Annotated in this window: 25 protein-coding genes and 1 tRNA gene; 19 read left to right on the forward strand and 7 right to left on the reverse strand. The window is 60.1% G+C overall.

Going from position 1 to position 24,383, the window contains the following annotated elements; all coding sequences use genetic code 11:
• Positions 1–140 precede the first annotated feature (140 nt).
• Positions 141–812: a response regulator gene (locus OC605_RS17395; RefSeq protein WP_262138434.1), complete on the forward strand. Its 672-nt coding sequence runs from the start codon at positions 141–143 to the stop codon at positions 810–812.
• Entirely contained in the window at positions 805–2,190 is a 1,386-nt protein-coding gene (locus OC605_RS17400; protein ID WP_024011993.1) for a sensor histidine kinase, read from the forward strand. Before OC605_RS17395 ends, OC605_RS17400 begins: the two co-directional genes overlap by 8 nt.
• A 157-nt stretch (positions 2,191–2,347) precedes the next feature.
• Here OC605_RS17400 and OC605_RS17405 read toward each other — a convergent pair whose 3' ends face one another.
• Together OC605_RS17405 and OC605_RS17410 are read right to left on the reverse strand one after the other, a co-directional pair.
• Positions 2,348–3,169, reverse strand: coding sequence for an HDOD domain-containing protein (locus OC605_RS17405; RefSeq protein WP_016770675.1), 822 nt, complete (start codon positions 3,167–3,169; stop codon positions 2,348–2,350).
• 34 nt (positions 3,170–3,203) lie between these two features.
• The gene (locus OC605_RS17410) at positions 3,204–4,145 is read right to left on the reverse strand and encodes a YgfZ/GcvT domain-containing protein (protein ID WP_262138437.1); all 942 of its coding nucleotides are present in this window, start codon (positions 4,143–4,145) and stop codon (positions 3,204–3,206) included.
• Positions 4,146–4,295: 150 nt separating this feature from the next.
• Between OC605_RS17410 and OC605_RS17415 the strand changes: the two genes are divergently transcribed.
• Both OC605_RS17415 and OC605_RS17420 read left to right on the forward strand, forming a co-directional pair.
• Positions 4,296–4,550, forward strand: a complete 255-nt coding sequence (locus OC605_RS17415) for a succinate dehydrogenase assembly factor 2 (RefSeq protein ID WP_007911418.1) — start codon at positions 4,296–4,298, stop codon at positions 4,548–4,550.
• Complete coding sequence (locus OC605_RS17420) at positions 4,534–4,986, forward strand: protein YgfX (protein WP_262138439.1); 453 nt, start codon at positions 4,534–4,536, stop codon at positions 4,984–4,986. Before OC605_RS17415 ends, OC605_RS17420 begins: the two co-directional genes overlap by 17 nt.
• Here the strand turns inward: OC605_RS17420 and nadB are convergent.
• Positions 4,955–6,571, reverse strand: coding sequence for an L-aspartate oxidase (gene nadB / locus OC605_RS17425; protein WP_186568323.1), 1,617 nt, complete (start codon positions 6,569–6,571; stop codon positions 4,955–4,957). The genes OC605_RS17420 and nadB overlap by 32 nt on opposite strands.
• A gap of 557 nt (positions 6,572–7,128) precedes the next feature.
• Between nadB and rpoE the strand changes: the two genes are divergently transcribed.
• From rpoE to OC605_RS17445, 4 genes are all read left to right on the forward strand, one after another.
• The gene (gene rpoE / locus OC605_RS17430) at positions 7,129–7,710 is read left to right on the forward strand and encodes an RNA polymerase sigma factor RpoE (RefSeq protein WP_003172477.1); all 582 of its coding nucleotides are present in this window, start codon (positions 7,129–7,131) and stop codon (positions 7,708–7,710) included.
• Between the two features lie 30 nt (positions 7,711–7,740).
• Positions 7,741–8,328 (forward strand): sigma-E factor negative regulatory protein, encoded by a 588-nt coding sequence (locus OC605_RS17435; RefSeq protein WP_008077804.1) that lies wholly within the window; start codon positions 7,741–7,743, stop codon positions 8,326–8,328.
• A gap of 8 nt (positions 8,329–8,336) precedes the next feature.
• Positions 8,337–9,302 carry a MucB/RseB C-terminal domain-containing protein gene (locus tag OC605_RS17440; protein WP_186568325.1) on the forward strand — a complete coding sequence of 322 codons (966 nt, stop codon included), beginning with the start codon at positions 8,337–8,339 and terminating at the stop codon, positions 9,300–9,302.
• Between the two features lie 208 nt (positions 9,303–9,510).
• Positions 9,511–10,944 carry a DegQ family serine endoprotease gene (locus OC605_RS17445; protein ID WP_016771271.1) on the forward strand — a complete coding sequence of 478 codons (1,434 nt, stop codon included), beginning with the start codon at positions 9,511–9,513 and terminating at the stop codon, positions 10,942–10,944.
• Positions 10,945–11,024: 80 nt separating this feature from the next.
• Here OC605_RS17445 and OC605_RS17450 read toward each other — a convergent pair whose 3' ends face one another.
• Positions 11,025–12,458, reverse strand: coding sequence for a M48 family metalloprotease (locus tag OC605_RS17450; RefSeq protein ID WP_262138441.1), 1,434 nt, complete (start codon positions 12,456–12,458; stop codon positions 11,025–11,027).
• Positions 12,459–12,556: 98 nt separating this feature from the next.
• Between OC605_RS17450 and OC605_RS17455 the strand changes: the two genes are divergently transcribed.
• Together OC605_RS17455 and OC605_RS17460 are read left to right on the forward strand one after the other, a co-directional pair.
• Positions 12,557–12,796: a sulfurtransferase TusA family protein gene (locus OC605_RS17455; RefSeq protein ID WP_016771269.1), complete on the forward strand. Its 240-nt coding sequence runs from the start codon at positions 12,557–12,559 to the stop codon at positions 12,794–12,796.
• Between the two features lie 32 nt (positions 12,797–12,828).
• A complete protein-coding gene (locus tag OC605_RS17460; protein WP_016771268.1) occupies positions 12,829–13,899 on the forward strand; it encodes an AI-2E family transporter in 1,071 nt (356 codons plus the stop codon).
• Between the two features lie 119 nt (positions 13,900–14,018).
• Here the strand turns inward: OC605_RS17460 and OC605_RS17465 are convergent, their stop codons facing one another.
• Positions 14,019–14,492 carry a peroxiredoxin gene (locus tag OC605_RS17465; protein WP_041478861.1) on the reverse strand — a complete coding sequence of 158 codons (474 nt, stop codon included), beginning with the start codon at positions 14,490–14,492 and terminating at the stop codon, positions 14,019–14,021.
• A 10-nt stretch (positions 14,493–14,502) separates the two neighbouring features.
• Positions 14,503–15,063: a glycine cleavage system protein R gene (locus OC605_RS17470; protein ID WP_123465477.1), complete on the reverse strand. Its 561-nt coding sequence runs from the start codon at positions 15,061–15,063 to the stop codon at positions 14,503–14,505.
• Between the two features lie 328 nt (positions 15,064–15,391).
• Here OC605_RS17470 and dapA point away from each other — a divergent pair, with 328 nt between their 5' ends.
• From dapA to OC605_RS17510, 8 genes are all read left to right on the forward strand, one after another.
• A complete protein-coding gene (dapA, locus tag OC605_RS17475; protein WP_186568327.1) occupies positions 15,392–16,270 on the forward strand; it encodes a 4-hydroxy-tetrahydrodipicolinate synthase in 879 nt (292 codons plus the stop codon).
• A 17-nt stretch (positions 16,271–16,287) separates the two neighbouring features.
• Positions 16,288–17,403 (forward strand): outer membrane protein assembly factor BamC, encoded by a 1,116-nt coding sequence (gene bamC / locus OC605_RS17480; RefSeq protein WP_186568329.1) that lies wholly within the window; start codon positions 16,288–16,290, stop codon positions 17,401–17,403.
• A gap of 6 nt (positions 17,404–17,409) precedes the next feature.
• Positions 17,410–18,171 carry an MBL fold metallo-hydrolase gene (locus OC605_RS17485; protein WP_262138444.1) on the forward strand — a complete coding sequence of 254 codons (762 nt, stop codon included), beginning with the start codon at positions 17,410–17,412 and terminating at the stop codon, positions 18,169–18,171.
• 28 nt (positions 18,172–18,199) lie between these two features.
• Positions 18,200–18,913 carry a phosphoribosylaminoimidazolesuccinocarboxamide synthase gene (gene purC / locus OC605_RS17490; protein WP_016771262.1) on the forward strand — a complete coding sequence of 238 codons (714 nt, stop codon included), beginning with the start codon at positions 18,200–18,202 and terminating at the stop codon, positions 18,911–18,913.
• An 84-nt stretch (positions 18,914–18,997) separates the two neighbouring features.
• Positions 18,998–19,087, forward strand: a tRNA-Ser gene (locus OC605_RS17495).
• 120 nt (positions 19,088–19,207) lie between these two features.
• Entirely contained in the window at positions 19,208–20,563 is a 1,356-nt protein-coding gene (chrA, locus tag OC605_RS17500; protein WP_262138446.1) for a chromate efflux transporter, read from the forward strand.
• A 238-nt stretch (positions 20,564–20,801) separates the two neighbouring features.
• On the forward strand, positions 20,802–21,686 hold the full coding sequence (locus OC605_RS17505) for a manganese catalase family protein (protein ID WP_186568335.1): 885 nt from the start codon (positions 20,802–20,804) through the stop codon (positions 21,684–21,686).
• Between the two features lie 77 nt (positions 21,687–21,763).
• Positions 21,764–22,273, forward strand: a complete 510-nt coding sequence (locus OC605_RS17510; protein ID WP_039760925.1) for a ferritin-like domain-containing protein — start codon at positions 21,764–21,766, stop codon at positions 22,271–22,273.
• A gap of 48 nt (positions 22,274–22,321) precedes the next feature.
• Here the strand turns inward: OC605_RS17510 and OC605_RS17515 are convergent, their stop codons facing one another.
• Complete coding sequence (locus tag OC605_RS17515; RefSeq protein WP_262138449.1) at positions 22,322–23,311, reverse strand: ribonuclease Z; 990 nt, start codon at positions 23,309–23,311, stop codon at positions 22,322–22,324.
• A 196-nt stretch (positions 23,312–23,507) separates the two neighbouring features.
• On the opposite strand from OC605_RS17515, the gene OC605_RS17520 reads away from it, so the two are divergent.
• Positions 23,508–24,383, forward strand: an 876-nt coding sequence (locus OC605_RS17520; RefSeq protein ID WP_262138451.1) for a PAS domain-containing protein, incomplete at its 3' end; no start/stop codon positions are given.

Here is a 24,383-nt window from a genome sequence, read left to right on the forward strand (position 1 = left end):
CGTGGGCCGACTCTATCCGGCTAACCTTTCAACAACCTTTCAATTGTCTTTCGCGGTTTTCGGGCTTCACAGCGGCGGTTGCGGCTGTAAACTCCGCGGCAAAGCGTGGCGTCGGCCAACCCTGAACGAGGTAAAAATCCATGCGTGTCCTGCTCGTCGAAGACCATTTGCAACTGGCCGAAAGCGTGGCTCAGGCGCTCAAGAGCACCGGTCTGACCGTGGATGTGTTGCAGGATGGCGTGGCCGCCGACCTGGCGTTGGGCAGCGAGGAATACGCCGTGGCGATCCTCGATGTCGGCCTGCCGCGCATGGACGGTTTCGAGGTGCTGGCGCGGCTGCGTGCACGGGGCAAGAACCTGCCGGTGTTGATGCTGACCGCGCGCAGTGACGTCAAGGATCGCGTGCATGGCCTCAATCTCGGTGCTGACGACTACCTGGCCAAGCCGTTTGAGCTGACGGAACTGGAAGCGCGGGTCAAAGCCTTGCTGCGCCGCAGTGTGCTGGGCGGCGAGCGTCAGCAGCGCTGTGGTGTGCTGGCTTACGACCTCGACACAAGGCGCTTCACCCTCGGCGACGAACTGCTGACCCTCACCTCCCGCGAGCAAGCTGTCCTGGAAGCGTTGATCGCGCGGCCGGGGCGAGTAATGAGCAAAGAGCAACTGGCCGCGCAGGTGTTCGGCCTCGACGAAGAAGCCAGCCCCGACGCCATCGAAATCTACGTGCACCGCTTGCGCAAGAAGCTCGATGGCCAGCCCGTGGCCATCGTCACCTTCCGTGGCCTCGGCTATCTGCTGGAAAGCCGCGATGCATAAGCCCAGCAGCCTGCGCTGGCGGTTGCTGTGGAACCTTGGATGGTTGCTGGTGGTGCTGATGCTCGCCAGTGGTTTGAGCGCTTACTGGAACGGTCGCGAAGCCGCCGACACCGCGTATGACCGCACGCTGCTGGCCTCGGCACGCACCATCGCTGCCGGGTTGTCGCAGCGCGATGGCAGCCTCAGCGCCGACGTGCCTTACGTGGCGCTGGATACCTTCGCCTACGACAGCGCCGGGCGCATTTACTACCAGGTCAACGACATTCACCAGAAGCTGATTTCCGGCTACGAAAATCTCCCCGGGCCACCGCCCGGCACGCCGCGCACCGACAGCTATCCGGCGCTCGCGCGCTTTTACAACGCGAAGTACAACGGCCAGAACGTGCGTGTGGTCAGTCTGCTCAAGGCAGTAAGCGAGCCGAACATGAACGGCATGGCGGAAATCCGCGTGGCTGAAACCGACGAAGCGCGGGTCAGCATGGCGCGCAGTCTGGCGGCTGACACCCTGTTGCGCCTGGGCATGTTGGCCGTGGGTGCATTGCTGCTGGTGTGGTTCGCGGTGAGTGCGGCGTTGCGCCCGCTGGAGCGGTTAAGAACCGCTGTTGAGGAACGCCAGCCCGACGACTTGCGGCCGCTGCCGCTGGTGGAAGTGCAGCATGAATTGGGACCCTTGGTCCGCGCGCTCAATCATTTCACCGAGCGTCTGCGCGGCCAGTTCGAGCGGCAGGCGCAGTTCATCGCCGATGCCGCTCACGAGTTGCGCACGCCGCTGGCGGCACTCAAGGCACGCCTGGAACTGGGCCTGCGCTCGAACGAGCCGGAGACCTGGCGCACCACCCTTGAATCGTCCGCGCAAAGCACCGATCGCTTGACCCATCTGGCCAATCAGCTGCTATCGCTGGCCCGGGTCGAAAACGGCGCGCGGGCGATTGCCGAGGGCGGCGCGCAGTTGCTCGATCTGAGTCAATTGGCCCGAGAGCTGGGCATGGCCATGGCGCCGTTGGCGCACAAGCGCGGCGTGGCGCTGGCGCTTGAAGCGGATGAACCGGTGTGGCTGCGCGGTGAGCCGACGCTGCTCAATGAGCTGCTGAGCAATCTGGTCGACAACGCGCTGGCGCATACGCCATCGGGCGGCAATGTGATTCTGCGGGTCACGGCCCCGGCGGTGCTTGAGGTCGAGGACGACGGGCCGGGCATCCCGCTGCACGAGCGTGATCGGGTGTTCGAACGGTTTTATCGGCGCAATCAGCAGGTTGCCGGTTCAGGTCTGGGCTTGGCGATTGTCGGCGAGATCTGTCGCGCGCATCTGGCGCAGATCACCTTGCATGATGGCGAGCAGGCAGGGTTGAAGGTGCGGGTCAGTTTTATTGCCGGGTAATACTTTTGTGGCAAGGGTTTTTTGTGGCGAGGGGATTTATCCCCGCTCGGCTGCGCAGCAGTCGCAGTTCAGCGATCACAATCTGTCTGGAAAAAAACGGGTCGCAGAGTTCAGCGTCGCTTCGCAACCCAACGGGGATAAATCCCCTCACCACAGGTCAGTAGAACATCGACCGCGATTCTTCCAGATCCGCGCAAAACTGCTTGTTCTCCGGATCAATCCCGAGCTTTCTGAACGCCGGCACGCTAAACGGGTCAATCCGCGCAAACGGATGGTCGGTGTCCTTGCGGCAATACAGATTGGCCACCTGCACGACATCGACGTAATCGATGCGCGTCGAGTCGCGGCTGAAGTCTTGATACAGCAACGGCAAATGCACCAGGCGCTCGGGAAACTCCCACACCCGCAGCAATTTCTCGCCGAGCAATGGGTGAATCTGCTCGATCACATGGGTCAGGCTGACCGCATCCGAGAGCAGTTCATTGTGGTCTTCGGCGTAAGTCAGAATCGGCAGCACGCCAATCTGATGCACCAGTCCGCCGAGTGCCGCCTGATCGGGTTTGAGCTGAGTGTGACGACGACACAGCGCATAGCTGACGCCAGCGATTTCCAGACTGCTGCGCCAGACTTCGCGCATTTTCTGTTCGACCACTTCGGAGCGGGCATTGAAGATCTGCTCCATCACCAGACCGATCGCCAGGTTGCTGCTGTAGTTGATGCCCAAACGGGTGATGGCGGTGTGCAGGTCGGTGACTTCCTGCGCGGCGCGCAGCAGCGGACTGTTGACCACTTTGATCAGGCGCGCCGACAGCGCGGTGTCGCGGCCGATAACTTTGCTCAGGTCGCTGACGCTGATTTCCGGATCCTCGGCAGCCTTGCGAATCTGCAGGGCCACTTCCGGCAAAGTTGGCAGAACCAGGTCATCGTTATCGATGGCCGCAACCAAATCCTGTTGGACCTTTTCCGCCAGTTCGCTCATTTGGACTCTCTAGGGTGTTGCAACAATGCTGCGATCAACGCTGGATTTCGCGGTCGCGATCCAGTTCGTAAGGCAGGTCGAGCACGTGCAACGCGGGGCCTTCGAGGGCGCCCAGACGCAAATCACCGGCTTCGGCAGCTTCGGCCTGCAACACGGCCAGGAGTTCAATGTTTCCCTCGGCATTGGCCGCCAGCACCACTTCGCCGATTGAGCTGTTGTGGCTGGGGGTGAACAGTTGAGTGCCGGGCTCCGGCAACTCGGCCGCGTCGAGGCGCAGGCGGTACAGGCGCCGCTTGAGCTTGCCCAGGTACTGCATGCGCGCAACGATTTCCTGGCCGGTGTAGCAGCCTTTCTTGAAGCTCACGCCGCCGACCGCCTGCAGATTGAGCATCTGCGGGATGAACAGTTCGCGAGTGGAAGGCATGACCTGGCCGATACCGGCGCGGATCTGGCCCAGCAGCCATTGATTCAGTTCGGCCTCAGGCAGCGCAGTCGACAGTTGGCTTTGAATGTTTGGCGCCTGAGCGGCAGGCACCCAGAGTTCGGCGCGCTCGGGCGAGACGCGAATTGCGATCAGGCCTTCATGGCGCACAACGCTGTCGGTTTCGGCGGGCAGTGCCAGACCGAGGCTGGTCAGGGCTGCATCGCCATGCGCCAGACCGAAGCGCACCCAGGCGGCGCTTTCATCGGTCAGTTTCGATTTGGAGAACACTGCGTACTTTTTCAGGTCGGCCAGTTGCGGCTCGAGCAGAGCGCTGGCCATCGCCATCACCACCCCGTCGCCCTCAAGCAGGATGCGGAAGCTCGACTGCATCCGGCCTTTCTGCGTGCAGCGGGCGCCGAGGCTGGCGCGGGTGTCGCTCAGGTAATTGATATTGCAGGTCAACTGGCCTTGCAGGAATTTTCCGGCGTCCGCACCGCGAACCGCGAGTACGCCTTCATGAGACAGGGTGCAGAAAAAAGCAGAATCGGCCATGGGTCATCGCAGGGTAAATAGACTGGGGCACATCATAAGGGGGCAGGGTTGAAATGGGTAGTTGATAAAGGATCAAGGGTCCCCGACCAAAGCCGACTGTGCGGCCCGCGCCGGGGCTGTATACTGCCCGGCAAATTCGAGGAGGGCTCCATGGTCGAACAAGTTGAACTGAATCGCCTCTTTTGGCACAGCCGTCGCGGCATGCTTGAGCTTGACGTGCTGCTGGTGCCGTTCGTGCAGGAGGTTTACGCGACGTTGAATCAAGTGGATCGCGATCTGTACGTGCGTTTGCTGACCTGTGAGGATCAGGACATGTTCGGCTGGTTCATGGAGCGCAGCGAGTCGGAAGATCCCGAGCTGCAACGCATGGTCCGGATGATTCTGGATCGTGTCCAGCCCAAGTAATACGTTCGAATGCCGCTGGCATGCCTCACGGCAGTTGCTGGCGGCGTATCTGTTGGCCCAGGCGTTCGCCATGGGTTCGCTGTGTCTGCTGTCGATTCCGCTCTGGGCCAGTCTGCTCGGCGCTTGCGCCTGTGCGCTGCACGGTTTTTGGATGCTGCCACGGCAGATTTTGCTGAGTCATCCGAAAGCATTTTGCGGGTTGCGGCGCGACGGCGATGGCTGGCAGGTGTGGAATCAGGCTGATGGCTGGCAAGCGGTGCAACTGCGCCCGGACAGTCTGGCGCTGCCATTGATCGTGGTGCTGCGCTTTCGTTTGCGCGGAGAGTGGCGGGTCAGGTCAATCTGCGTGCCACGTGACTCGCAAGCGGCGGATCTGCACCGACGCCTGCGAGTGCGGCTCAAGTTCAGCCGGCGTAGGTGGGCGGCACCAGAATAGTGTCGAGCGCTTCGGGCAGCATATCCGGATAGTCGAGGGTGTAATGCAGCCCGCGACTTTCCTTGCGTTCCATGGCTGAGCTGATCATCAATTCGGCAACCTGTGCCAGGTTGCGCAACTCGATCAGGTCTCGGCTGACTTTGTAGTTGCTGTAAAACTCATCGATCTCATCCAGCAGCAGACGCACCCGGTGCTGCGCTCGTTGCAGGCGCTTGTTGGTGCGCACGATGCCGACGTAGTCCCACATGAACCGCCGCAATTCGTCCCAGTTGTGCGCGATGATCACGTCTTCATCCGAGTCGGTCACCTGGCTGGCATCCCAGACGGGCAGGGCGTTTGGCGCCGCGACCTCATCAAGTTGCGCGAGAATGTCCGCCGCTGCCGAACGGGCATAAACGAAGCATTCCAGAAGTGAGTTGCTGGCCATGCGATTGGCACCGTGCAGACCGGTGAAACTGGTTTCGCCGATAGCATAGAGGCCGGGCACGTCGGTGCGACCGTGCTGATCGACCATCACCCCGCCACAGGTGTAGTGCGCAGCGGGGACCACCGGGATCGGCTGTTTGGTGATGTCGATGCCGAAGCCCAGGCAGCGCTCATAAACAGTCGGGAAGTGAGCTTTGACGAACGATTCTGGCTTGTGGCTGATGTCGAGATATACGCAGTCGACACCCAGACGCTTCATTTCATGGTCGATGGCCCGCGCGACAATGTCACGAGGCGCCAACTCCGCGCGTTTGTCGAAGCGATACATGAAGCGCTCGCCGTTGGGCAGCTTCAAATGCGCGCCTTCGCCACGCAACGCTTCAGTGATCAGGAAACTCTTGGCTTGCGGGTGATACAGGCAGGTCGGGTGGAACTGGTTGAATTCCAGGTTCGCCACCCGGCAACCGGAACGCCAGGCCATGGCGATGCCGTCACCGCAGGCGCCGTCGGGGTTGCTGGTATAAAGGTAGACCTTGGCTGCGCCGCCCGAAGCCAGAATCACGAACCGTGCGCCGTAGGTGTCGACTTCGCCGGTGGCGCGATTCAGCACGTAGGCACCGAGGCAGCGGTCGCCTTCCAGGCCTAAGCGGCGCTCGGTGATCAGATCAACGGCGACGCGCTGTTCCAGCAATTCGATGTTCGCGCGCTCTTTGGCCTGGGCCAGCAAGGTTTTGAAGATCGCCGCGCCGGTGGCGTCGGCAGCATGGATGATCCGTCGATGGCTGTGGCCACCTTCGCGGGTCAGGTGAAATTCGAAACCACCGTCTTCAGTGCCGGACTGTTCGTCGCGGGTGAACGGCACGCCTTGGTCGATCAGCCATTGAATGGCTTCGCGGCTGTGCTCGACAGTAAAGCGTACGGCGTCTTCATGGCACAAGCCGCCGCCCGCATTGAGGGTGTCGTCGACGTGGGATTCGACAGTGTCGGTATCATCGAGCACGGCGGCAACGCCGCCCTGGGCCCAGAATGTCGAACCGTTGGCGAGATCGCCTTTGCTCAATACGGCAATGCGCAGATGACCGGGCAAGGTCAAAGCGAGAGTCAAACCGGCAGCACCGCTGCCAATCACCAGAACATCGTGTTGGAACTGTTGGCTCATTTCAGGATTCCGCTCAAAGCGACCCGGGTCGGGGTTGGCGCAAGACAGCTGGATCGGCGAGTCAAGACAGCCACACAGCCCACTAGTATATAGAGGGGTTGGGCGGCACAATAGCCGGGCCCAGATGGCATTGTGAGACTACTGCGCAGTAAAAAGCGCTGTGCTTCGTCGGAAGTTTTTTTCATCGGTTTTGAAAAATGACACCTGTATCGGCGCTGAAACAGTCTTTTCCGAGCAGGGTTGCGCAATGTCAGGTGGGTACGGCTATAAATAATTGGAACTTTTGCCAAAGGCCCAAGATCAATAGACGGTGCCAGAAACCAGGGACAGTGTCGGCTTCAGTGCGGAATCTGCGTTTGGATTCCTGCCGGCGAAACCGATAACAAGATTATTCGCGCAGCCGGTTTATCCCGCGCTGCGTTTTTCGTGCGTGCCAAATCAGAGCTCGCAGGAAACTTGCTTGGAGGGGGAGAACTTTTGCGAAAAGCCCGAGTCTATGTTTGCAAGTCTGGTCGTTTAGTAATGCAAGTCTCCTCCGGGCTTATCGAGGAGTGTTCATGCTAACCCAGGAAGAGGATCAGCAGCTGGTCGAACGCGTACAGCGTGGCGACAAGCGAGCTTTCGATCTGCTGGTGCTGAAATATCAGCACAAAATTCTCGGGTTGATCGTGCGTTTTGTGCACGACACCCATGAAGCCCAGGACGTTGCTCAGGAAGCCTTTATCAAGGCGTATCGGGCACTTGGAAATTTCCGCGGTGACAGTGCGTTTTATACGTGGCTGTACCGTATTGCCATTAACACGGCAAAGAACTACCTGGTTTCCCGCGGCCGTCGGCCGCCGGATAGCGATGTAAGTTCAGAGGATGCAGAGTTCTACGATGGCGATCACGGCCTCAAGGATCTCGAATCTCCGGAACGTGCATTGCTGCGGGATGAGATCGAAGGCACTGTCCATCGGACCATCCAGCAACTGCCAGAGGATTTGCGTACGGCTTTAACTTTACGTGAATTCGATGGTCTGAGTTACGAGGACATTGCGAGCGTCATGCAGTGTCCGGTGGGTACCGTGCGCTCCCGGATTTTCCGCGCTCGGGAGGCCATCGACAAAGCCCTGCAACCGTTGTTGCAGGAAAACTGAGACAGCGGCGACAGCCAAGAGAGGAACGCCATGAGTCGTGAAGCCCTGCAGGAATCGCTGTCCGCAGTGATGGATAACGAAGCGGACGAACTGGAATTGCGTCGAGTGCTCAGCGCACTGGATGATGTTGATACCCGTGAGACCTGGGCTCGTTACCAGATCGCTCGGGCAGCCATGCACAAGGATCTGCTGCTTCCGCGTCTGGATATCGCTGCGGCAGTGTCTGCTGCGCTGGAAGACGAAACGGCTCCGGCCAAAGTATCCCGCAGCCCATGGCGTAACCTGGGTCGCCTCGCTGTTGCCGCTTCGGTAACCGTGGCCGTTCTGGCCGGTGTTCGCCTGTACAACCAGGACGAAATCGCCGGTGTTGAGCTGGCCCAACAGTCGAATCAGCCTACTCTGGCCACTCCACAGGTCAAAGGTCCGGCAGTTCTGGCTGGTTACAGCGAAAGCTCGGAAGCGACTGGCCCTATGGCCAACGGCGTTCTGCAAGGTCAGCCAGGCTGGCATGATCAGCGTCTGCCAGGCTACCTGCGTCAGCACGCTCAGCAGGCTGCACTCAAAGGAACTGAAAGCGCGCTGCCATACGCACGTGCCGCAAGCCTGGAAAACCGTTAAGGAGGATCATGCGCGCCATCCCTCTACTTTCGCTTCTGCTCAGTGGCTGGTTCATAGTTCCAGCCCACGCTGACGAGGCCCAGGACTGGTTGACCCGTCTGGGCCAGGCCGAGCAGCAGCAGAGCTTCCACGGCACTTTCGTTTACGAGCGCAACGGCAGTTTTTCCACGCACAACATCTGGCATCGCGTCCAGAATGGCCAGGTCCGCGAGAGGTTATTACAGCTCGACGGCTCGGCTCAGGAAGTCGTGCGCATTGATGGACGTACTCAATGCGTCAGCGGCACCCTGATTGCGGGATTGGGTGATTCACCCAATGCTGCCGCCCGTGCGCTGGATCCCAAAAAGCTGAAGAATTGGTATGACCTTGCCGTCATTGGCAAGTCGCGCGTGGCCGGCCGTGATGCAGTGATCGTGTCGCTGACGCCTCGTGATCAACACCGTTATGGTTTCGAGTTGCATCTGGACAAGAAAACCGGGCTGCCGCTCAAGTCGTTGCTTTTGAACGACAAGGGGCAGTTGCTCGAGCGTTTCCAGTTCACCAGCCTCGACACGGATGAAGTCCCGTCGGACAAGGACTTGTTGGCGGACCCGGATTGCAAGCCGATCAACATTGCAAGCGACAAGGCTTCTGCAGCTAAAACCGTGCAAAACTGGCGTTCGGACTGGCTCCCGCCAGGCTTTGAGCTGACCAGCAGCAGTTCGCACAAGGATGCGCAGACCAAGACCCAGGTCAGCAGTCTGATGTATGACGATGGTCTGGCGCGTTTCTCGGTGTTCCTTGAACCGTTGAATGGCGCAACCGTCACTGACACCCGCACTCAGTTGGGCCCGACCGTCGCGGTATCCCGTCGCCTGACCACGCCGCAGGGTGAAATGATGGTCACGGTGGTCGGCGAAATCCCGATTGGCACCGCCGAACGAATCGCTCTATCGATGCGTAACAACGATGGCGCTGCGACCAGCAAGCAGTGAGCTGATTTCAGTCATTTCCACTTCGTCGTCGAGACGTCGAAATGTTTGCTGAGCATTTTCATTTGCAAAACCCCTGAAAATTTTTTATAGGTCAGAGCCTCACGGCTCTGGCCTTGTTTGTTGTTCCCGGAACAAAAATGCCGGTCTGTGGTTTCCGGTGTTCCTTTGCTCCATATCGCTTAACCCTGCTCGTCGTAACGGGAGCTGTATGTCGATACCAAGTTTGAAGTCTTACCTTTCCATCTTCGCCACCGTGCTGTTGCTCGGTCAGGCGGTGCCTGCTGCGCAAGCGGCCGATCTGCCTGATTTCACCCAATTGGTCGAACAAGCGTCGCCAGCGGTGGTGAACATCAGTACCACGCAGAAACTGCCGGACCGTCGTGTCAATCAGCAGATGCCGGATCTGGAAGGCCTGCCACCGATGCTGCGCGAATTCTTCGAGCGCGGCATGCCGCCTCAGCAGCGCTCGCCACGTGGCGATGGCCGCCAGCGTGAAGCGCAATCGCTGGGCTCGGGGTTCATCATTTCGCCGGATGGCTACATCCTCACCAACAACCACGTGATCGCCGATGCTGACGAAATCCTCGTCCGTCTGGCTGACCGCAGTGAGATGAAAGCCAAGCTGGTCGGCACCGATCCACGCTCTGACGTGGCGTTGCTGAAAATCGAAGGCAAGGATCTGCCGGTGCTCAAGCTCGGCAAATCTCAAGACCTGAAGGCCGGCCAGTGGGTCGTCGCGATCGGTTCGCCATTCGGCTTTGACCACACCGTGACCCAAGGCATCGTCAGCGCTGTCGGCCGCAGCCTGCCGAACGAAAACTATGTGCCGTTCATTCAGACCGACGTGCCGATCAACCCGGGCAACTCCGGTGGCCCGCTGTTCAACCTGAACGGTGAAGTGGTCGGCATCAACTCGCAGATCTACACCCGCTCCGGTGGTTTCATGGGCGTGTCGTTCGCCATTCCGATCGACGTGGCGATGGACGTTTCCAATCAGCTCAAGAGCGGTGGCAAAGTCAGCCGTGGCTGGCTGGGCGTAGTCATTCAGGAAGTGAACAAGGATCTGGCCGAGTCGTTCGGTCTGGACAAGCCAGCTGGCGCGCTGGTAGCGCAGATCCAGGATGACGGCCCTGCGGCCAAGGGCGGCCTGCAGGTTGGCGACGTGATCCTGAGCATGAACGGTCAGCCGATCGTCATGTCCGCCGATCTTCCGCATCTGGTCGGCGCGCTGAAGGCTGGCGCCAAAGCCAATCTGGAAGTGATTCGTGAAGGCAAGCGCAAGAACGTCGAGCTGACCGTCGGCGCAATCCCGGACGAGGACAAGGAGCTGGCAGGTCTGCCGAAATCCGGTGCTGAAAGCAGCAGCAACCGCCTCGGTGTTGCGGTCGGTGAATTGACCGCCGAGCAGAAGAAAACCTACGACCTCAAAGGTGGTGTGGTGATCAAGGAAGTGCAGGACGGTCCTGCGGCCCTGATCGGTCTGCAACCGGGTGACGTGATCACCCACCTGAACAATCAGGCCATCGGCTCGGCCAAGGAGTTCACCGACATCGCCAAGGCATTGCCGAAGAACCGTTCGGTGTCGATGCGCGTGCTGCGTCAGGGCCGTGCCAGCTTCATCACCTTCAAACTGGCTGAATAAGCCAGCAGGCAGGTAAAAAGAAACCGCCTCGAAAGAGGCGGTTTTTTGTGTCTGCAGCTTTTGTCTTTGTCGGGAAAGACTCAGCCCATCATGTCCTTGACCATTCGCTCCTGCTCCATCAGCTCGCGCTGGCGGGCATCGATGCGCGAGGACAGCGGGAAGTTGTTGCCCGCCTTGCGCTTGGCGAAGTCCAACTGCTGAATGGCCTGGCGGTAATCGCCGACCAGCGCAAAGTACTCAGCGCGCGCCTGATGCAGGCCAATGATGTTGCCCGACAGCCCGCGAGTTTCGGCAACCTGATACCAGACGTCCGGGTCATCCGGGCGGGTCTTGAGCAAACTGTCTAGCGCCTTCTCGGCATCGGCGGCGCGATTCTGTTTCAGCAGCAGATCGACGCGCACCTGATTCAGCGGATAGTTGCCCGGGTACTGCGTGAGCATGCGGTCGACCCGTGACTGCGCATCAGGCAGGCGATTATTGGTGATGTCCAGATCGACCTGAGCGAGGTTGTAGATGATCTCGTTCGGCGACTTGGCCAACAATTGCTTGAGGTTCTCGCGGGCCTCGTTGAGCTGGCCGCCCTTGATCTGGGCGATGGCGAGGCCGTAACGCGCCACATCGTTTTTCAGGTTTTCATCGAGCAGGGCGCGGAAACGCTTGGCGCCCAGTCCCGGGGTTTCTTCGTAGATCAACTGCACCCGCGCGCGGATCAACTGGTAGCGCATGCTGTCTTCGATGCCGCCCGGTTTCGCCTGCTCGGCGCGGTTGCGGGTGTCGGCGATACGCGATTCGGTAACCGGGTGAGTCAGAAGGAATTCCGGCGGCTTCGCGTCAAAGCGGTACTGGCGCATCAGGCGCTCGAACATGGTCGGCATCGAGCGCGGGTCGTACCCGGCCTTTTCCAGGTTGAGGATGCCGATGCGGTCCGCTTCCTGTTCGTTCTGCCGTGAGAAGCGCCGTTGTTCCTGCAACGCCGCAGCCTGGGTGCCGGCGATGGTGGCGATGCCGGCATCACCGCCACCTGCTGCCGCGATGACGATGCCGGCGAGCAAAGCGGCCATCATCGGCACCTGCATTCTTTGTGAGGCTTCGACGCCGCGAGCGAAGTGGCGTTGCGACAAGTGCGCCAATTCGTGAGCGAGCACCGAGGCGTATTCACCTTCGGTCTGGGCGTTGAGGAACAGGCCGCCGTTGACTCCGACCACGCCGCCCGGCGCTGCGAAGGCGTTGAGTTGCGGGCTGTTGATCAGGATGAATTCCAGACGTCGGTCGGAGACCTGGCTGGTCTCCACCAGCTTGTAGACGCTGGATTCGACGTAATCCTTGAGCTGCGGATCGTTGAGCTGGGAAACCTGACTGCGCAGCATGGCCAGCCAGGCGCGACCGAGCTGGTATTCCTGTTGCGGCGAGACAATGGCAGAGCTGGCGTCGCCGAGTGACGGCAGATCGTCGGCAAAGCCTGGTGAGGCGAGCAGGCAAGCGAGCGTCAGCAGGGTAGGGCGCAGAAAAGTCATGCACAAAGCCTTGGAGGACAAAGACCTTACTGTAGCCGGACACCGAAGCCGCGACCAGATATTCTAGGCAGCTCGACAACCCGAACCGGAGTGACGCAATGACTGATGCTGTAGCCCATGACGTGGAACTGGACGCCAGTGGCCTGAACTGTCCGTTGCCGTTGCTCAAGGCGAAAATGGAACTCAATAAACTGCAAAGCGGCGCTGTACTCAAGGTCATCGCCACCGATGCGGGCTCGCAACGGGATTTTCGTACCTTTGCCAAACTGGCCGGTCATGCGCTGTTGCGCGAAGAAGACGAGGCTGGCGTTTACCGTTACTGGTTGAAAAAAGCCTGACGCGAGCGCGTTAACGATCGAAGGGATTATTGATGTTCAAAGTGTTACGCGACTGGATTCAGCGCTACTTCTCCGATGAGGAAGCGGTGGTGTTGGCAGTGCTGCTGTTTCTCGCCTTCACCGCCGTGCTTACCCTCGGCGGCATGCTTGCGCCGGTTTTGGCCGGGATGGTGCTGGCGTATCTGATGCAGGGCCTGGTGGTGACGCTCGAGCGGCTGCGTGTGCCCGGCGGGGTGGCCGTGGGGCTGGTGTTTGCGCTGTTCATGGGCGCGCTGATGCTGTTTATTGTCGTGGTGCTGCCGCTGCTTTGGCATCAGTTGATCACGCTGTTCAATGAGTTGCCGGGCATGCTCGCCAAGTGGCAATCGCTACTGCTTCTATTGCCCGAGCGCTATCCGCATCTGGTGTCTGACGAGCAAGTCTTGCAGGCGATCGAAGCGGCGCGGGGCGAGATTGGCAAGTTCGGTCAGTGGGCACTGACTTTCTCGTTGTCGAGTTTGCCACTGCTGGTGAACATCATGATCTACCTGGTGCTGGTGCCGATTCTGGTGTTCTTCTTCCTCAAGGATCGGGCGATGATCGGCGAGTGGGTGCGCGGCTATCTGCCTCGCGAGCGCGCACTGATCACCCGCGTCGCCCAGGAAATGAACCGGCAGATCGCCAATTACATACGTGGCAAAGGCATCGAGATCGTGATTTGCGGCGGCGTGACCTACATCGCCTTCATCGCGCTGGGCCTGAATTACGCGGCGCTGCTGGCGTTGCTGGTCGGCTTGTCGGTGGTGGTGCCGTATGTCGGTGCGGTGGTGGTGACCGTACCGGTGCTGCTGATTGCGCTGTTCCAGTGGGGCTGGAGCGATCAGTTCATCTACCTGATGGCGGTCTACGGAATCATTCAGACGCTGGACGGCAACGTGCTGGTGCCGTTGCTGTTTTCGGAAGCAGTGAATCTGCATCCGGTGGCAATCATCTGCGCGGTGCTGTTGTTTGGCGGGTTGTGGGGATTCTGGGGGGTGTTCTTTGCGATCCCGCTGGCGACGCTGTTCAAGGCTGTGCTGGATGCGTGGCCGCGCAAGGAGCCGGTGGTGGCGCCGTTGCTCTAGCGGTTGATCCGAATTTTGCAGAGAGGCTATTCGCGAGCAGGCTCGCTCCCACAGTGATTACATTTCAATTGTGGGAGCGAGCCTGCTCGCGAAGGCGTCTTCAAAGACGCAGCACACCATTAGGCTTTATTCAGAGCCTCAGCCGCCGCCAGCACGGCATCAACATGCCCCGGCACTTTCACACCACGCCATTCCTGACGCAGCACGCCGTCCTTATCAATCAGGAAAGTGCTGCGATCAACGCCCAGGTATTCCTTGCCATACAGCTTCTTCAGCTTGATCACGTCGAACAACTGGCAAACCGCCTCGTCCTTGTCGCTGATCAGCTCGAACGGAAATTCCTGCTTGCCTTTGAAGTTTTCGTGCGACTTCAAACTGTCGCGGGAAATGCCGAAGACTTCGGTGTTGGCAGCCTTGAACGCCGCATATTGATCGCGAAAGCCCTGGCCCTGAGTGGTGCAGCCCGGGGTGCTGTCCTTCGGGTAGAAGTAGATCACCACTTGCTTGCCCTTGAGTTCGGACAGGCTGACGGTCTGCCCGCTGGTCGCAGGCGCGGTGAAATCCGCAACCGGTTGGTCGATGACAACGGCCATGAAAGCTTCCTTACATTGGGTTTTGTGGGCGCCAAGGCTCGATCAGGGCATCCAGGTTCATCGCATCGGCGAAGTCGAGGAACTGATCGCGCAGCCAGCTGATCTGGGTGCCCGCCGGCAGGGTCACGGTGAACGTGGCGTTGAGCATGGTGCCGCCGGTCTGAGGCGCCTGATAAGTGTCGCAGGTGAGGTTTTCCAGCTCGACGTTGTGGTCCATGAAGAACTGGCACAGCTCATTGATGATGTCCGGGCGATAAGCCGAGCTGACGTAGGCCACGTAAGGCAGGGCCTGAGGGCGATTTTCCAGAGCGGCGCTGCGTACCACGTTGACTGTGAAAGCGTGACGCTTGGCCAGCACTGGCAGGCTGCCTTCGAGGCGCGCGAGGGCGTCCCAGCTGCCGGAAATTTCCAGCACCAGGGCGCTGCACTCGCCGTGGCGGGTCAGGCGAGAGGTGACGACGGCGCAGCGGTTTTCATGGCTGGCGCGGCACAGGACGTTGGTCAGCTCCATGGGGTTGGCGCCGAGGGCACTGATGACAAGGAATTGTTCGCGAACTGTGGGGGTGGACATGCAGCATTCCTAAAGCGATGAGCGGTCGGTAGGTTGACGGGCATTGGTAGCCGGGAGTGCCTGTTCTGGCGGTCCGTAAAAAGAGACCCGGCCAGCGATCGCGGCTCGCTCCACTGTGCAGGAGCGCGTCGATGCGACGCAGGAACGGGGCCTGGGAGGCCGAAAGGGGAGGCTGAAACCCGGCGTACAAGCTGATCTGTACCGATCAAAGTCTGAAGGGTAGCGAAAAGCGGCGCCAAGGGGAATGGCGGCGGCGCAGTACTTCGCTTGTGCAAGCATCTTGGCGCCAGTACCATTACCGCTCTCTTTTTCCGGCAGGAGCGGTTTCATGATTGCGGGCAGTATGGTGGCACTGGTCACTCCCATGGATGCAGAAGGGCGTCTTGACTGGGACAGCCTCAGCAAACTCGTGGACTTCCACCTCAAGAACGGCACCCATGCCATCGTCGCCGTCGGTACTACCGGCGAGTCGGCCACCCTTGATGTAGAAGAGCACATCGCCGTCATCAAAGCCGTGGTCAAACAGGTTGCCGGGCGCATTCCGGTCATCGCCGGCACCGGCGCCAATTCGACCCGCGAAGCCGTCGAGCTGACTCGCAACGCCAAGGCCGCCGGCGCCGATGCCTGCCTGCTGGTGGTTCCTTATTACAACAAGCCGACCCAGGAAGGCCTGTACCAGCACTTCAAGCACATCGCTGAAGCGGTCGACATTCCGCAGATTCTCTACAACGTTCCCGGCCGCACATCCTGCGACATGCAGGCCGAGACGGTGATTCGCCTGTCCACCGTGCCGAACATCATCGGCATCAAGGAAGCCACCGGCGATCTCAAGCGCGCCAAAGCGATCATCGATGGCGTGAGCAAGGATTTCATCGTGCTGTCCGGCGATGATCCGACCGCTGTCGAGCTGATCCTGCTGGGCGGCAAAGGCAACATTTCGGTCACCGCCAACGTCGCCCCGCGCGAAATGGCTGACCTGTGCGAGGCCGCGCTGAAGGGCGACGCCGGTACCGCACGCGCAATCAACGAAAAACTGATGCCGCTGCACAAGGACCTGTTCATCGAAGCCAACCCGATTCCGGTGAAGTGGGCTTTGGTCGAAATGGGCCTGATGCACGAAGGCATCCGCCTGCCACTGACCTGGCTGAGCACCCCTTGTCATGAAACGCTGCGCTCGGCCCTGCGCCAGTGCAACGTCCTGGTTTAATTGAGGAAGTACAACGCATGAAGCGAATGGCCGGACTTTCCGCACTTGCCTTGATTATCTCCAGCACCAGTGGCTGCGGATGGGTCTGGGGGCCGGAAGGTTATTTCCGCGACCGTGGAAGCGATTACCTGCAAGCGCAACAGACTGCACCGATGCAATTGCCACCGGATGTGAGCACTGCCAAACGTCTCGATCCGCTGTTGCCGATCCCGCGCAACGTGGCCGATGACACCGCGACGGGCGAATACGTCGTGCCGCGTCCTCAGCCGCTTTCGGCGGTTGCCGATGCCACGGATTACTCGCTGCAGAAGAGCGGTGATTCGCGTTGGGTCGTGGCCCAGCACCCGCCGGCCGAAGTCTGGCCAGTGGCGCTGCAGTTCTTCCAGGACAACGGTTTCCGTCTGGATGAACAGCGTCCGCAGACCGGTGAATTCACCACCACCTGGCAGCACTCCGACGAGCTGTCCGCGTCGATGGCCAAGCGCCTGAGTGCGGCCGGTATCGCCAGCGACAGCGAAACCCGCGTGCGCGTGCGCATCGAGCCGGGCGTGCAGCGCAACACCAGTGAAATCTACGTGGTCAGCGCCGAGCGTCCTGCCGGCAGCACGGCGGACGTGGCTTTCACCAACCGTTCGGTCAACACTGGCCTGGACGCTGCGCTGGTCGACGACATGCTCGCGAGCATGAGCCGCACCTCCGAGAAGGGCGGTTCGGTGTCGATGCTGGCCTCGCGTGATTTCGACGCGCCAAGCCGCGTCAGCCTCAGCGAAGACGGTAGCGGCAACCCGGTGTTGAACGTCGGTACCGATCTGGACCGCGCCTGGTCGAGCGTCGGCCGTGCGCTGGAACAGGGCGAATGGCGCGTTGAAGACATCAACCGCAGTCTGGGCCTGTACTACATCAACCTGGCCGAAAAAGCCGAGAAGAAAGACGACAAGCCTGGCTTCTTCAGCAGCCTGTTCGGCAGTGCGCCGAGCAAGGAAGAAGTCGAAGCCCGCGCCGAGCGTTATCAGGTTCGCCTGAGCAAGGTGGGCGAGAACATCCAGGTTACCGTCGAAAAGAACATCAACACCGTCGCGCCGGCCGATGTCGCGCGTAAAGTGTTGAGCGTGATTCAGGACAACCTGGGCTGATCCGATATGCGTTTTGCCGTTCTCGGCAGCGGTAGCCAAGGGAACGGCACGCTGATCGCCAGTGCTGATACGTATGTGCTGGTGGATTGTGGTTTTTCCCTGCGGGAAACCGAAAGACGTCTGTTGCGCCTGGGTGTGCACCCGGCGCAACTGAGCGCGATACTCGTGACCCACGAACATGCCGACCACGTGCATGGCGTGGGTTTGCTATCTCGGCGCTACAATCTGCCGGTCTACCTCAGTCGCGGCACATTGCGCGGGATGCGCAAACCGCTTGAACCGGCTGGTTTTCTGGCCGGCGGCGAGCAACTGCAGATCGGCGCACTGAACGTCGGGGTCATTGCCGTGGCCCATGACGCGCAGGAGCCGACCCAGTACGTTTTCAGCGATCAGGAACAGCGGCGCTTCGGCCTGTTGACCGACCTGGGATCGTTCTGCGAGCGGGTGCTGGATGGCTATCGGGACCTCGATGCATTGATGATCGAGTCGAACCATTGCCGCGACATGCTGGCCCGTGGTCACTACCCGTACTTTCTCAAGCAGCGGGTAGGCGGCGAATGCGGACATCTGAACAACCATCAGGCGGCATTCCTGGTGGCCGAGTTGGGCTGGCAGGGTTTGCAACACCTAGTCCTGGCCCATCTGAGCAGCAAGAACAACCTGCCGCAGCTGGCCCGGCAATGTTTTGTCGACACCCTCGGGTGCGACCCGGACTGGCTGCAACTGGCCGATCAAGATTCAGGGCTCGACTGGCGCCACATCGCCTAGCCCACCTACTTAGCAAGCGGAGCCCATCATGGAAAAACGTGAAGAACTCTACCGCGGCAAAGCCAAATCGGTTTACAAGACCGACGATGCTGACCGCTTGATCCTGCTGTTTCGCAACGACACTTCGGCGTTCGACGGCAAGCGCATCGAACAGCTCGATCGCAAAGGTATGGTGAACAACAAGTTCAACGCTTTCATCATGCAGAAGCTCGAAGCGGCCGGCGTGCCGACCCAGTTCGACAAACTGCTGGGCGACAATGAATGCCTGGTGAAGAAGCTCGACATGATCCCGGTGGAATGCGTCGTGCGTAACTACGCCGCCGGCAGCCTGGTCAAGCGTCTGGGCGTCGAGGAGGGCATGAAGCTCAACCCGTACACCTTCGAACTGTTCTTGAAGGACGACGCCAAGGGCGACCCGTTCATCAACGAATCCCACGTTGTGGCGTTCGGTTGGGGTACCGCCGAGCAACTGGCGCGCATGAAGGAACTGTCGCTCAAGGTCAACGAAGTCCTGAGCAAACTGTTCGACGACGCCGGCCTGCTGCTGGTCGACTTCAAGCTTGAATTCGGCGTGTTCAGCGACGGCTCGATCGTCCTCGGCGACGAGTTCAGCCCGGACGGCTGCCGTCTGTGGGACAAGGACACCAAGAAGAAGATGGATAAGGACCGCTTCCGCCAGGGCCTCGGTGACGTCATCGAAGCCTACGAAGAAGTCGCCGCTCGTCTGGGCGTACCGCTTTAATCGACGCAAGCATCTGATAGCACGGAAAAAATTTCGTTTGGGGGGTTCGCAACCAACGAAAGTGTTGTTATGATGCGCGCCGTTGGAGAGATGCCAGAGTGGCCGAATGGGACGGATTCGAAATCCGTTGTACCTTCACCGGTACCTAGGGTTCGAATCCCTATCTCTCCGCCATTATTGAACAAGACGAAGCCCCCGTAATCATTGCTGATTACGGGGGCTTTTTCGTTTCTGGCGTTTTGTTCGTTACGCTTTTCGGGTACAACCTGCCGACTGCATAAAAGGAACAGCTCGATGAGTGAAGTTCAGCCGTTGGCGGGGGATGACGATGTGAAGCCGCAGGCCGTGAGCCTGCGCGAGGCTTTCTGGTTCTGGTTGAAGCTGGGCTTTATCAGTTTCGGCGGGCCGGCCGGGCAGATTTCGATCATGCACCAGGAGTTGGTCGAGCGGCGGCGCTGGATTTCCGAGCGGCGTTTTCTGCATGCCTTGAACTATTGCATGTTGCTGCCCGGGCCTGAGGCGCAGCAGTTGGCGACTTATATTGGCTGGCTGATGCATCGGAGCTGGGGCGGGATTGTGGCCGGGGCGTTGTTCGTGTTGCCGTCGCTGTTCATCCTGATTTTCCTGTCGTGGCTCTATATCGCCTTCGGTGAAGTGCCGGTGGTGGCGGGGCTGTTTTACGGGATCAAGCCTGCGGTGACGGCCATTGTCGTGCAAGCGGCGCATCGCATCGGTTCGCGGGCGCTGAAGAACAATTGGCTGTGGGCGATTGCGGCGGCGTCGTTTACCGCAATCTTTGCGTTTAATGTGCCGTTCCCGTTGATCGTGCTGGGTGCGGCGGTGGTTGGCTATTTCGGCGGTCGACTGGCACCGGAGAAATTCAGGGCCGGCGGGCATAGCGCAGCGAAGAAGTCTTTCGGCGCGGCGTTGATTGACGACGACACGCCAACCCCGGCCCATGCCCGTTTCAGCTGGACGAAACTGGCCACGCTCGCCGTGATCGGTGCCGCGCTTTGGGCGTTGCCGATGGGAGTATTGACCGCGCTATTCGGCTGGCAGGGCACGTTGACGCAAATGAGCTGGTTCTTCACCAAGGCAGCGCTGCTCACCTTCGGTGGAGCTTATGCGGTGCTGCCCTATGTCTATCAAGGTGCGGTCGGTCACTACGGCTGGCTGACCCCGACGCAGATGATCGACGGCCTGGCGCTGGGCGAAACGACGCCGGGGCCGCTGATCATGGTGGTGGCGTTTGTCGGTTTTGTCGGCGCTTATGTGACGCAGGTGTTCGGCGCCGATCAGGTGTTTTTCGCCGGAGCGGTCGCCGCCGCGCTGGTGACGTGGTTCACCTTTCTGCCTTCCTTCCTGTTCATCCTCGCCGGCGGCCCGCTGGTGGAGTCAACGCACGACGAACTCAAATTCACCGCCCCACTGACCGCGATCACCGCTGCGGTGGTTGGGGTGATTCTCAATCTGGCGTGTTTCTTCGGCTACCACGTGCTCTGGCCGCAAGGGTTCAGCGGCAGCCTGGATTGGCCCTCGGCGTTGATCGCCATTGCGGCGGCCATTGCGCTGTTTCGCTTCAAGCGCGGAGTGATTCAGGTGTTGCTGGGCTGTGCGTTGGTTGGGTTGGTGGTGCATTTGCTGCGTTAGTGATCGCGGCGCCGGAAATCGAATCGCGCGCTGGAGACTCGATTCCGGCAATAAGTTCCGGTCATTCCAGTGCGAATATCCCCAGCGGTATAGCCCCGTTTCGCTTGTTGGCGCGGTTCAAACCATTTGTCCTGTCGCCGCAAATTTTTTGAAATTTCCGCAACGACAATGCTTCACAAAAGGGTAGGCAAACTTTTACCCAGAACTTGCCACGCTTACCCGACTGAGGAGATTTGTCATGTTTCTACATAACAAGCGACTTCAATACACCGTTCGTGTCGCCGAGCCCAATCCGGGGCTGGCCAATCTGTTGCTCGAGCAGTTTGGCGGCGCACAAGGTGAACTGGCGGCGGCTTCGCGCTATTTCACTCAAGCCCTGGCCGAGGACGATCCGGGACGCAAGGACTTGCTGATGGATATCGCCACTGAAGAACTCAGCCATTTGGAAATCATTGGCTCGATCATCGTCATGCTCAACAAGGGCGCCAAAGGCCGGATGGCCGAAGGCGTCGAACAGGAGGGCGAGCTGTATCGCTCGCTCAATGGCAACGGCAATGACTCGCACATCACCAGCCTGCTCTACGGTGCCGGTTCGCCGCTGACCAACTCGGCCGGCGTACCCTGGACGGCGGCATACATCGATACGATCGGCGAGCCCACTGCCGACATGCGCTCCAACATCGCTGCAGAAGCGCGGGCCAAGATTGTTTACGAGCGCTTGATGAACGTGACCGATGACCCCGGCGTGAAAGAGGCACTGGGTTTTCTCATGACCCGTGAGATCGCCCACCAGTTGTCGTTCGAAAAAGCCCTGCATTCGATTCAGCCCAACTTCCCGCAAGGCAAGCTGCCCGGCATGCCTGAGTTCACCAACGTCTACTTCAACATGTCGCAAGGAACCGAAAGCATGCGCGGGCCGTGGAATCAGGGCGACGATTGGGAGTTTGTCGAAAGCCCGACGCCGGCGGTCGACGGCGGCGACGGCCTGGCCACCGTGCAACTGGACAGCGCCGACGAAGCGCTGCTGGAAAACATGAAAATGCGCACCATGTCCGACCCCAACAGCGAGCCGGTCACCGGTGCGGATCTGGGCTCCGGCGCGCAGGCCAAGCCTGGTTTGTAAGGCACGTGGGGCGCGCCGGACATCAGGCGGCGCGCCCCGGTTGATCACTGTGAAATCATCAAGAAGAGGACTCGACAATGGCTACTCCACAGGAAAACCTGCTCGACTGGCTGCGTGACGCCCATGCCATGGAGCAACAGGCCGAGCAGATGCTCAAGGCGCAATCCAAGCGTCTGGAACATTACCCGCAGCTCAAGGCGCGCATCGATCAGCACATCGAAGAAACCCTCGGCCAGCAGAAGCTCATCGACGAATGCCTGCAACGATTGGGGGGCGATTCTTCGACGATCAAGGACCTGGGCGGCAAATTGATGGCGTTCGGTCAGGCTGTTGGCGGCTCCTTGATGAGCGATGAAGTCATCAAGGGCGCTATGGCCGGCTACGTTTTCGAGAACATGGAAGTCGCCAGCTACACCGTGCTTATTGCAGCGGCGAAAGCGGCGGGGGACACGCAAACTCAGAAGGCCTGCGAACAGATTCTGCCGCAGGAAGTGGCCATGGCTGAATGGCTGCTCAAGCATTTGCCGCAACTGACCGACGCGTTTCTCGAACGCTCGGCGGATCCGGACAAGGAAGCCAAGAAATAACCGCACCTACCAGCGTCCGCCCACCATCCGGGCGGACGCGGTATCGAATTACGGCGCGACCTGCAGCGGTTTGCGCTCGATTGCCACGGGCTGTAAATGCCCAAAGCGGTCGAGGTGATAACGCTGCAGATCCCGCGCCAGAATCAGTTGGCCGTTATACAGCGCCGCCGCTTCACTGCGCACATCTTCGATGGATGGACTCACCGCCGGGTTGGCCTGATAGCGCGCGCTGAAATGCGTCAGCACCAGATTGCGTACTCCAGCAGCCTCGGCAAAACCAGCGACAGCGGCGGCGCTGCTGTGGCCGTAACTGGCACGAGCGCGGTCGATTGCTGCCTGCACGAATGTCGCTTCATGCACCAGCACATCCGCCGATTGCGCCACTTCTGCCAGCAGCGCCGGCCGATCGTTGTCGCCGCAGACGATGATGCGCCGATCAGGTCGCGCGCTCAGCAGATAGTCGCGAGCGTGCAGCATCCGCCCGTCAACCTCCACGTCCTGACCATGGGCCAACTGACCCCAGAGCGGGCCGCGTTCGATGCCTTCAGCGTCGAGTCGCTGCACGTCGAGACGCGGTTCCGGATCGGACTCGGTAAATACATAACCGTGACACGGCACACGGTGGGACAACTCGACGGTCTGCACCTGAACGTTGAGGTTGCGCCATTCGGTAAGCGTTTCCACAGCGTGCAGGTTGATCTCGAAGGGCAGATGCGATTGCGTCACCTCCAGGCTCATTCTCAGCCACGGATGCAGCGCCGCCGGCAGAATAATGTCCAGCGGCCGCGTGCGTCCGGACATGCCGGTGCTCGCCAGCAGACCCGGCAAGCCCAGGCAGTGATCGGCGTGCACATGAGTGATGAAAATCGCCCGCAATTCACTCAGTGACAGCGGCGTGCGCAGCACCTGATGCTGGGTGCCTTCACCGCAATCGATCAGGTACCAGCCTTTGCCGGCAGAAGCGATCAATGCTGTTGCGCTGACGTTGCGCTGGCGGGTCGGCACGCCGGCAGACGTGCCCAGAAACAACAAATCCACGGTGGTTCTCCCTGGCGGATCGGATTTCAGATCTTGCGTGCAGTTCTCGGTGAGCTTTCGACAATCAGCGAGGCGATTCGGATCCATCGAAGTACCGGGACATTTCATCGGACACCCGCCGTTGCGGTGTGCGGCCTTGGCACTTCGCTCGCTGATGATGGTCACAGCGAAACGGAGTCACTTAGCGGAGGTCAACTTGCCCAGAAAATCCAGGCCGATCGTCGACCGCGCCGATGCGGCGACCCTTTCGCAAGAACGCAAAGATGTGTTTTTTGCGGCGGTGCAGGTCAGCCGCATGGCCATGATTGTCACCGATCCTGCGCAGCCCGACGATCCCATCATTTTTGCCAACAATGCGTTTCTTGAACTCAGCGGCTACGAGCTGGAAGAAGTGCTCGGGCGCAACTGCAGATTTCTGCAAGGCGAGCAGACTGATCGCACCGTGTTGCAACAGATCAAGCAAGCGCTCAAACATCAACACGAAACCTGCGTGGAGGTGCTCAACTACCGCAAGGACGGCTCATCGTTCTGGAACGAGCTGTTCATCGCGCCGCTTTTCAACGAGCGCGGACAATTGGTGTATTTCTTCGCCTCGCAAATGGACGTCAGCCGCCGACGCGACGCCGAGGACGGTCTGCGCTACAGCGAGAACATGGAAGCGCTGGGCCAGTTGACCGGTGGCATTGCCCACGATTTCAACAATCTGTTGCAAGTGATGATCGGCTACATCGAGCTGATCCAGCACACCGCCAAGCGGCCGAGCATCGATCCGCAACGCATTGTGGTAGGCGCCGGTCACGCCCGTGCGGCGGCGGAAAAAGCTCGTCTGCTGACCCAGCATCTGCTCGCGTTTTCCCGGCGGCAACGGCTCGAAGGCCGGGTGATCAATCTCAATGCCATGCTTGAGCGCTCTGCGCTGCCGACGCATGAATCCGCCGATCTGGAACCGCAATTCGAACTGGCCGAGGACTTGTGGAATTGCCGGCTCGACCCGGCGCAGGCCGAGATGGCGCTCAATCATCTACTGTCCAATGCCCGTGACGCCCTGCTGGGGCAACCGCAGCCAGAGATC

The sequence above is a fragment of the Pseudomonas sp. Marseille-Q5117 genome (genome assembly GCF_946901175.1).
GTDB classification, from domain to species: Bacteria; Pseudomonadota; Gammaproteobacteria; order Pseudomonadales; family Pseudomonadaceae; genus Aquipseudomonas; species Aquipseudomonas iranensis.

Excerpts from the sequence above, each read along its gene's own strand:
- OC605_RS17395 (WP_262138434.1), top strand. The coding sequence starts at position 141 with ATGCGTGTCCTGCTCGTCGAAGACCATTTGCAACTGGCCGAAAGCGTG.
- OC605_RS17400 (WP_024011993.1), top strand. The coding sequence starts at position 805 with ATGCATAAGCCCAGCAGCCTGCGCTGGCGGTTGCTGTGGAACCTTGGA.
- OC605_RS17405 (WP_016770675.1), bottom strand. The coding sequence starts at position 3,169 with ATGAGCGAACTGGCGGAAAAGGTCCAACAGGATTTGGTTGCGGCCATC.
- OC605_RS17410 (WP_262138437.1), bottom strand. The coding sequence starts at position 4,145 with ATGGCCGATTCTGCTTTTTTCTGCACCCTGTCTCATGAAGGCGTACTC.
- OC605_RS17415 (WP_007911418.1), top strand. The coding sequence starts at position 4,296 with ATGGTCGAACAAGTTGAACTGAATCGCCTCTTTTGGCACAGCCGTCGC.
- nadB (WP_186568323.1), bottom strand. The coding sequence starts at position 6,571 with ATGAGCCAACAGTTCCAACACGATGTTCTGGTGATTGGCAGCGGTGCT.
- rpoE (WP_003172477.1), top strand. The coding sequence starts at position 7,129 with ATGCTAACCCAGGAAGAGGATCAGCAGCTGGTCGAACGCGTACAGCGT.
- OC605_RS17435 (WP_008077804.1), top strand. The coding sequence starts at position 7,741 with ATGAGTCGTGAAGCCCTGCAGGAATCGCTGTCCGCAGTGATGGATAAC.
- OC605_RS17440 (WP_186568325.1), top strand. The coding sequence starts at position 8,337 with ATGCGCGCCATCCCTCTACTTTCGCTTCTGCTCAGTGGCTGGTTCATA.
- OC605_RS17445 (WP_016771271.1), top strand. The coding sequence starts at position 9,511 with ATGTCGATACCAAGTTTGAAGTCTTACCTTTCCATCTTCGCCACCGTG.
- OC605_RS17450 (WP_262138441.1), bottom strand. The coding sequence starts at position 12,458 with ATGACTTTTCTGCGCCCTACCCTGCTGACGCTCGCTTGCCTGCTCGCC.
- OC605_RS17455 (WP_016771269.1), top strand. The coding sequence starts at position 12,557 with ATGACTGATGCTGTAGCCCATGACGTGGAACTGGACGCCAGTGGCCTG.
- OC605_RS17460 (WP_016771268.1), top strand. The coding sequence starts at position 12,829 with ATGTTCAAAGTGTTACGCGACTGGATTCAGCGCTACTTCTCCGATGAG.
- OC605_RS17465 (WP_041478861.1), bottom strand. The coding sequence starts at position 14,492 with ATGGCCGTTGTCATCGACCAACCGGTTGCGGATTTCACCGCGCCTGCG.
- OC605_RS17470 (WP_123465477.1), bottom strand. The coding sequence starts at position 15,063 with ATGTCCACCCCCACAGTTCGCGAACAATTCCTTGTCATCAGTGCCCTC.
- dapA (WP_186568327.1), top strand. The coding sequence starts at position 15,392 with ATGATTGCGGGCAGTATGGTGGCACTGGTCACTCCCATGGATGCAGAA.
- bamC (WP_186568329.1), top strand. The coding sequence starts at position 16,288 with ATGAAGCGAATGGCCGGACTTTCCGCACTTGCCTTGATTATCTCCAGC.
- OC605_RS17485 (WP_262138444.1), top strand. The coding sequence starts at position 17,410 with ATGCGTTTTGCCGTTCTCGGCAGCGGTAGCCAAGGGAACGGCACGCTG.
- purC (WP_016771262.1), top strand. The coding sequence starts at position 18,200 with ATGGAAAAACGTGAAGAACTCTACCGCGGCAAAGCCAAATCGGTTTAC.
- chrA (WP_262138446.1), top strand. The coding sequence starts at position 19,208 with ATGAGTGAAGTTCAGCCGTTGGCGGGGGATGACGATGTGAAGCCGCAG.
- OC605_RS17505 (WP_186568335.1), top strand. The coding sequence starts at position 20,802 with ATGTTTCTACATAACAAGCGACTTCAATACACCGTTCGTGTCGCCGAG.
- OC605_RS17510 (WP_039760925.1), top strand. The coding sequence starts at position 21,764 with ATGGCTACTCCACAGGAAAACCTGCTCGACTGGCTGCGTGACGCCCAT.